Below are 6256 nucleotides of genomic sequence, written 5' to 3'. Positions count from 1 at the left end.
CCGCGAGAAGGAGGTCGCGCTCCCGATGATCCTCACCGCGCTCGCGGAGGTGTACGCGCTGCTCGGCTTCGCGGCGTTGGTGAACTACCCGATCGACCTGGCGGTCGTCGCCGGGTTCATCGCGGTGGTCGGGACCGGCGTCGACGACCTGATCATCATCGCCGACGAGGTGATGAGCGAGGGCGACGTGAACTCCCGGACGGTGTTCGACTCGCGGTTCCGCCGCGCCTTCTGGGTGATCGGCGCCGCGGCCGCGACCACGATCATCGCCATGTCGCCGCTGATGGTGCTCGGACTGGGCGACCTCTCCGGGTTCGCCATCTTCACCATCCTCGGCGTGCTCATCGGCGTGCTCATCACGCGCCCGGCCTACGGCGACATCCTCCGCACGCTGCTGACGGACCGGTAGGCGGCCCGTCGGCGGGAGCTTTTTTCTGCCCGCGCCCGACGACCGAGCGATGGCCTCCACGGACTCCGCTTCGAGCGACGCGTCGTCGACCCGACCGTCCGACGGCCTCGCCCCCGGCGTCCGCCGCGACCTAGTCTACCTGCTCACGCGCGCGGTCGCCACGCTCGGGGCGATCCTGATCCTCGGCACCGCCGCGCTGGCGTGGCCCGGCGCGGCCGCGACGCTCGTGGTCCTCCAGCTCGGCGCGCTGGCGCTGGGCCTCTCGTGGCTCGGGCAGGCCGTGCCCGAGGAGAGCGACGAGTAGTCGGCCGCGCTCTCAGAACTCGTCCAGTCCGGACTGGGCGGCCGCGTCGAGCAGCCGCTCGCAGGTGCGCCACGACCGCCGCGCGCAGTCGGGCACGTCGCCGTGTTCGTCGACGTACGCCTCCAGAAACTCGCCCGTCGTCGCGTCGCCCGGGTAGCCGCTGCCGGGGTCGGCCTCGTGACGCTCGGCGACCGCGGCCATCCGCGCGTCGCGCTCCACTTTCGCGACGACGCTGGCGGCGCCCACTATGGGGTACGACTCGTCGGCGCCGTGTTCTGCGGTCACGTCGACCGCCGGGCCGCCCCTCTCGGCGACCGCCTCCCTGACGCGTCGTCCGAACCGCTCCGCGAGCACGTCGCCGGCGTCGACGACGACCTCGAGGGGGTCGTCCTCGGTCGCCTCGGCCCCCGGCCCGTCGTCGTCCGCCGTCGAGAACAGGTCGGCGAGCGCCCGCGCCTGCGCCGCGACCGTCAGGCCGTTCATGTCGGTGTCGGGCGCGTCGATCTCGGCGGGCTCGACGACGCCGAGACCCACCGCCACGTCCTCGCGGTCGCGGAGGGCGGCGGCCAACTCCTCGCGGCGGGCGGGGGCGACGCGCTTGGAGTCGTCCACGTCGTCGGGCAGCGTCTCGGGGTCGACCCGGACGGCCGCCGCGATCATGGGTCCGAGAACCGGTCCCTTCCCGGCCTCGTCGACGCCGATTCGGATCACGGCCGTGCCGAGGCCCCCGACGGGCATAGGCGTTTCCGGTCGGCGCGGCGACGCCGCTCAGTCCCGGAAGAACTCCGCGTCCTCGAACGGCTCGTCCTCGCCCTCGACGGCCAGCACGTCCAGCGCCGTCACGACCGCTTCGACGCCGAGTTCGCCCGCGAGGCTCGGCTCCGTGCGCCCCTCGTCGCCCGAGATCAGCTCCTTGATGTAGAGCCCGCCCGCGCCGTGGACCTCGACGGTCGCCTCGCGGGGGCCCTCCAACTCCGCCGTCATCTCGTAGACGTCGCGCTCGCGGGTGAGGTTCGCGCGCCGGTGGTCGACGCGATTCGGCGTGTACTGCTCGATCGTCGCGCCCTCCAGCGCGTCGACCGCGGCCGCGAGGTCGGCCTCGCTCACGTCCGCGCCGAACTCCACGCGGGCGCGGTAGCGCTTCGAGGCGTCGTGGCGCTTGACGCGCTCGACCATCTCGTAGGTGGCGAGCCGTAACCCCTCGACCTCGATCTTCCCCTCCGCGAAGGCGTTGATGTCCGCCTGCAGGCGCTCCACATCGGTCCGACGCCGTTGGGGTTCCTCGACTTCGATCACGAACGGGCGGCCGGTCCCGAGCATCAGCGCGTCCACGTCCTCGCGGCCGGCGCCGTGGAACGTCGCCTGGGTGCCGCCGAGCACGTCCTCGACGACCGGCGCGGTCAGCTCCTCGACGCTGTGGGGGTAGAGGTAGCCCGTCCCGTCACAGTGGTCGCAGGGCTGTCTCCCCTGTCGCCCCGATCCGTCGCACTCCCGGCAGGGCCACTCCGTCTGCGGGATGTCGCGCTCCAGCTTGCGGTAGCGGCCGTAGACGAACGTGGAGTTCACCTTCGCGCCGGCGGTCCCGTCCTCGAGGTTCAGCGTGAACTGGACGTGCGGGCGGTCGAAGGAGACCTCCGCGTCGGTCAGGCGGCCGACGCGCTTGCCCACCTCGCGGTTGAACTCGGATTTGAACGGCTCGCCGGCGTCGGCCTCGAGGCCGCACTCCTCGCGGAGCAGCGCCTCGTTCTCCTCGATCAGCGGCGGCGTTCTGGTGCCCACGTTGTAGGTCGAGAAGTCGACGTCGCCGACGGCCTCGACGGCGCGCTCGGCCCATTCGTCGAACGCGGCGCAGTGGCCCTCGCAGACCCAGCAGTCGGCGGTCTCGACGGGGTCGAAGTCGGCGTCGTCCGCGAGCGCGTTCGCGACCCGGAGCGAGCGCCCCCGCTCCGCGTTCGAGAGGCCGAAACTGCGGTCGGCGACGAGCCGACCGAGACAGGCGTCACACACGGGCCCGGTCGCGGCGGCGTCGGCGGCGACCTCGAGTACGTTCATACGCCCTCAAGCGGGCGACCGCGTAATTGCTTTTCTGACGGCGCTCGTCACTCGCCGGCGGCCGTCCCGGTCGCGGGCGTCCGCGTCGCCCGGTCGCGGTCGGTCTCGCGGCGCGCGTCGTAGGTGCGCTGCGTGCCGGCGCCCGCGACCGCAGCCAGCGCGACCAGCGCGGCGACGGGGTAGCTCGCGGCCAGCGCGACGATTGCGGGCAGCGCGGCCAGGGCCATCAGGACGCCGACGCGGGGCGCGGTCGCGGCGTCGGGCGGTGCGGCGCCGCCGGCGGCGAACGTCGCGGCGGTCGTCTCGCGTGCTGCGTCGGTTCGTGCGTCGGTGCGTGCGGCGTCGTGTCGGGATCGTACCATCGTCGAAGTCGTGTGACGCGATGCCCTCGCGTCGGGGGTGGGTCGGTCGGCGGGTCGGTGCCGTGGGTCGGTCGGCGGGCTGGTCGGCGGCTCGCTCGTCCGAGCGGCCACTCAGCGGCGGGTGACATCGTGCACCCCCACGAGGTCGGCCAGGTCCGCGGTCGCGGCGCCGTTCGCGAGGCGGACGCGCACGTTCGCCTCGACGGTGAGGTCGTTGAGCCGCGGCTGGAGGCCGGTGACGTCGACGTCTATCACGTCGGCGTCGGCGGCGCGGTCGAGCTTGGTTCGGACGCCGGCGTGGAGGTCGCCCGCGGCGTCGCGGGGCACCTCCAGCCGCACGGCGATCCGCTCGGTGCGGTCGGCCTGGTGGGTTGCGGCGGCCATACGGGACCGGGAGGGGGTCGAACCCTCGCGAGTCGCGCCGGTGCGACCGGTCCTGGTGGCCGAACGGGGACGAAAACGGCGTACTCTCCGATGTGGGGGTCGAGAGCACAAAGAAACCGTCGCCGTCCCGCGTCCGGCGGGAGTTACGCGGAGACGGCGTCGACGGACACGACACCCACCCCGCGATATCCGGCGACTCCGCTCTTCGGGAGCGGCGTCGTCCAGATTGTGTTCGGGGTGGTTATCGTAACTCGTTCGAGACGTGTAGGGCGTTTATAATAAACCTATCCCGAGGCCGGCAGGCATTCACACGGTGATCTGCGTCCACCAGTGATCAGAACTGATCGCTTGCGGCCCCGGACGAGTCGCGGCCCGTTCGTTCACCGACACCGCGGCCGGCGCTTTCGCGCCGCTTAACCGCGGCCGCGGCCCACCGTCATTCATGACCAACGCGCTGGAGATCGACGGCCTCCGGAAGCAGTACGGGGACGTCGAGGCGCTGAAGGGGGTGTCGCTGACCGTGCCGGAGGGCGCCTTCTTCGGCCTGCTCGGCCCAAACGGCGCCGGCAAGACGACGTTCATCAACGTGCTCGTCGGGCTGGTGCGCGCCTCCGGCGGGGACGCGTACGTCTTCGGGAACCACGTCGAGGACGACTACCGGGAGGCGCGGGACCGCATCGGGCTGGCGCCACAGGAGTTCAACGTCGACCGCTTCTTCCCGATCCACGAGGTGTTAGAACATAAGGCCGGCTACCACGGCGTTCCGGAGGACGTGGCCGCCGAGCGGGCCGAGCGCGCGCTCAAGCGCGTCGGCATCTGGGACAAGCGGGACACGCGCTTCGACTGGCTCTCCGGCGGGATGAAGCGCCGGTTCATGCTCGCGCGGGCGCTCGTGACCGACCCGGACCTGCTCATCCTCGACGAGCCGACCGCGGGCGTGGACGTCCAGCTCCGCCGGGACCTCTGGGAGCTCGTCACTGAGCTCAACGACGACGGCACGACCGTCCTGTTGACGACCCACTACATCGAGGAGGCGGAGCGGCTCTGCGACGAGGTGGCGATCCTCGATTCGGGCGAGGTCGTCACCGTCGCCTCGCCCGAGGAGCTGATGGACCGCGGCAACGACCGCATCGTGGTGACGCTCCGCGAGGCGGCCGACGCGGTCCCCGAGGCGGTCGCGGACGACGACCGGATCGAGCGCGTCGAGCTCGACGGCGACCGGCTGGTCGCGGTCGCGCGCCAGGGCGGGCTCGTCGCGCCCGACCTCGTGCGCGCGCTCGACCGCGAGGGGTTCGAGATCGTCGACCTGGAGATCCGCCGGACCTCGCTGGAGGAGGTGTTCGTCGACATGACCAGACAGGGCGAGGCGGTCGGCGACGGCGAGAGTACCGACAGCGCGCCCTCCGCGAGCGCGGAGCCGGTCGCGGCCGACGCGAGCACCGACGGCGGAGCGGACGACCCGAACCCGGAGGGTGAGCGATGAACCGCGTCGACCTCACCGGCTTCCTGACGCTGGCGAAGCGGGAGGTACTGCGGTTCGTCCGCCGGCCGCGCAACACGTTCGCGCCGCCGTTCATCACCAACGTGCTCTACTTCTCCGTCTTCGGCGTCGTGCTCGGCGAGCGCGTCGGCACGGTCGCGGACGTACCCTACATCCTGTTCATCCTGCCCGGACTGGTGGTGTTGGGAGCCGTCTCGAACGCCTTCGAGAACGCCTCCTTCTCGATCTTCCACGGCCGCTGGAACGAGTACATCCACGAGGTGCTCACCTCGCCGCTGTCGTACGCCGGCATGGTGTGGGCGTACGTCCTCTCCTCGGCGCTGCGCGGGCTGCTCGTCGGCGGCCTGATCGCCGGCGTCGGGTGGGGGATCGTCTCGGCGCTTTACCGGCCGGTGCCGGTCGAACATCCCCTCTATCTGATCGCGTTCATGCTCGTGATCACGCTGCTCTTCGCGAGCCTCGGTGTCGTCGGCGGGCTGCTGGCGGAGGACTTCGACGACCTCACCGTGATGAACCAGTTCATCCTGCGCCCGCTGGTGTTCTTCGGCGCGGTGTTCTACTCGCTGGGTGACCTGCCGCCGGCGCTGCGACAGGTGTCGCTGGCGAACCCGATGGTGTACATGGTCAACGGCGTGCGCTACGGTTTCCTCGGGTTCGCGGAGGTCGACCCCCGGCTCTCGCTGGCGGTGCTGGCCGGGATGACGGTGGCGGCCGTGCTCCTCGACGTGTGGCTCTTCGAGCGCGGCTACGGGCTGACGGACTGACCGCGGCACCGCGGGCGGCGGTGCTGTTTCTGTCGCGGTTGCGGTTCCGCGGTTGCGGTCGCGGTTACGGTCGCGGTTACGGTCGCGGTTGCGGTCGCGGTTGTGGTGCGGTTTCCGTCGACGCTGTAGTACCGCGGCGGCGCGAGGGCGCGCAGCGCCCGGAGCGCCGACCGCGGGCCCTTTTTGATCGACATTTTTCAAGGACGGGTGAGCGCGCCGCCCGCGGCGCGCGAACCCGACGCAGAAAAAGGTCGGGGTGCGGTTTCCGTCGACGCTGTAGTACCGCGGCGGCGCGAGGGCGCGCAGCGCCCGGAGCGCCGACCGCGGCCACTTTTTAGTGGAGGTTTTTGCGACGGGGGTGAGCCGCGGCGTCTTCGACGCCGTGGCGGTTCCCCGTCGCAAAAACGTCCTATTGGAACCCGATCCGTCCGCTGCCGGTGTCACGCAGGGCGTCCTGACCGCCGCCCTTGAACTGATCTT

7 protein-coding genes and 1 pseudogene are annotated in these 6256 nt (G+C 71.5%); 4 read left to right on the top strand and 4 right to left on the bottom strand.

What is annotated here, in order from left to right; translation table 11 throughout:
* Together AN233_RS17990 and AN233_RS08245 are read left to right on the top strand one after the other, a co-directional pair.
* Positions 1 to 409: pseudogene (locus AN233_RS17990) on the top strand (preprotein translocase subunit SecD); the annotation flags it as partial.
* A gap of 49 nt (positions 410 to 458) precedes the next feature.
* Positions 459 to 713 carry a hypothetical protein gene (locus tag AN233_RS08245; RefSeq protein ID WP_058366313.1) on the top strand — a complete coding sequence of 85 codons (255 nt, stop codon included), beginning with the start codon at positions 459 to 461 and terminating at the stop codon, positions 711 to 713.
* Positions 714 to 725: 12 nt separating this feature from the next.
* Here AN233_RS08245 and rnhB read toward each other — a convergent pair whose 3' ends face one another.
* The 4 genes from rnhB to AN233_RS08225 all read right to left on the bottom strand — a co-directional run bounded on the left by rnhB (position 726) and on the right by AN233_RS08225 (position 3511).
* Complete coding sequence (rnhB, locus tag AN233_RS08240) at positions 726 to 1421, bottom strand: ribonuclease HII (RefSeq protein WP_058366410.1); 696 nt, start codon at positions 1419 to 1421, stop codon at positions 726 to 728.
* 60 nt (positions 1422 to 1481) lie between these two features.
* Positions 1482 to 2765, bottom strand: a complete 1284-nt coding sequence (locus AN233_RS08235) for a tRNA pseudouridine(54/55) synthase Pus10 (protein WP_058366312.1) — start codon at positions 2763 to 2765, stop codon at positions 1482 to 1484.
* Between the two features lie 47 nt (positions 2766 to 2812).
* Positions 2813 to 3127: a hypothetical protein gene (locus tag AN233_RS08230; protein WP_058366311.1), complete on the bottom strand. Its 315-nt coding sequence runs from the start codon at positions 3125 to 3127 to the stop codon at positions 2813 to 2815.
* A gap of 111 nt (positions 3128 to 3238) precedes the next feature.
* Positions 3239 to 3511: a hypothetical protein gene (locus AN233_RS08225; RefSeq protein ID WP_058366310.1), complete on the bottom strand. Its 273-nt coding sequence runs from the start codon at positions 3509 to 3511 to the stop codon at positions 3239 to 3241.
* Between the two features lie 442 nt (positions 3512 to 3953).
* On the opposite strand from AN233_RS08225, the gene AN233_RS08220 reads away from it, so the two are divergent.
* Positions 3954 to 4994, top strand: coding sequence for an ABC transporter ATP-binding protein (locus tag AN233_RS08220; protein WP_058366309.1), 1041 nt, complete (start codon positions 3954 to 3956; stop codon positions 4992 to 4994).
* The gene (locus AN233_RS08215) at positions 4991 to 5776 is read left to right on the top strand and encodes an ABC transporter permease (RefSeq protein WP_058366308.1); all 786 of its coding nucleotides are present in this window, start codon (positions 4991 to 4993) and stop codon (positions 5774 to 5776) included. Before AN233_RS08220 ends, AN233_RS08215 begins: the two co-directional genes overlap by 4 nt.
* Positions 5777 to 6256 lie beyond the last annotated feature (480 nt).

The organism is Haloparvum sedimenti (assembly GCF_001462205.1).
GTDB classification, from domain to species: Archaea; Halobacteriota; Halobacteria; order Halobacteriales; family Haloferacaceae; genus Haloparvum; species Haloparvum sedimenti.
Note: the sequence above shows the minus strand (reverse complement) of the source record. Positions and strands in the feature narration are given on the sequence as shown.

Excerpts from the sequence above, each read along its gene's own strand:
- AN233_RS08235 (WP_058366312.1), bottom strand. The coding sequence starts at position 2,765 with ATGAACGTACTCGAGGTCGCCGCCGACGCCGCCGCGACCGGGCCCGTG.
- AN233_RS08215 (WP_058366308.1), top strand. The coding sequence starts at position 4,991 with ATGAACCGCGTCGACCTCACCGGCTTCCTGACGCTGGCGAAGCGGGAG.
- AN233_RS08220 (WP_058366309.1), top strand. The coding sequence starts at position 3,954 with ATGACCAACGCGCTGGAGATCGACGGCCTCCGGAAGCAGTACGGGGAC.
- AN233_RS08225 (WP_058366310.1), bottom strand. The coding sequence starts at position 3,511 with ATGGCCGCCGCAACCCACCAGGCCGACCGCACCGAGCGGATCGCCGTG.
- AN233_RS08245 (WP_058366313.1), top strand. The coding sequence starts at position 459 with ATGGCCTCCACGGACTCCGCTTCGAGCGACGCGTCGTCGACCCGACCG.
- AN233_RS08230 (WP_058366311.1), bottom strand. The coding sequence starts at position 3,127 with ATGGTACGATCCCGACACGACGCCGCACGCACCGACGCACGAACCGAC.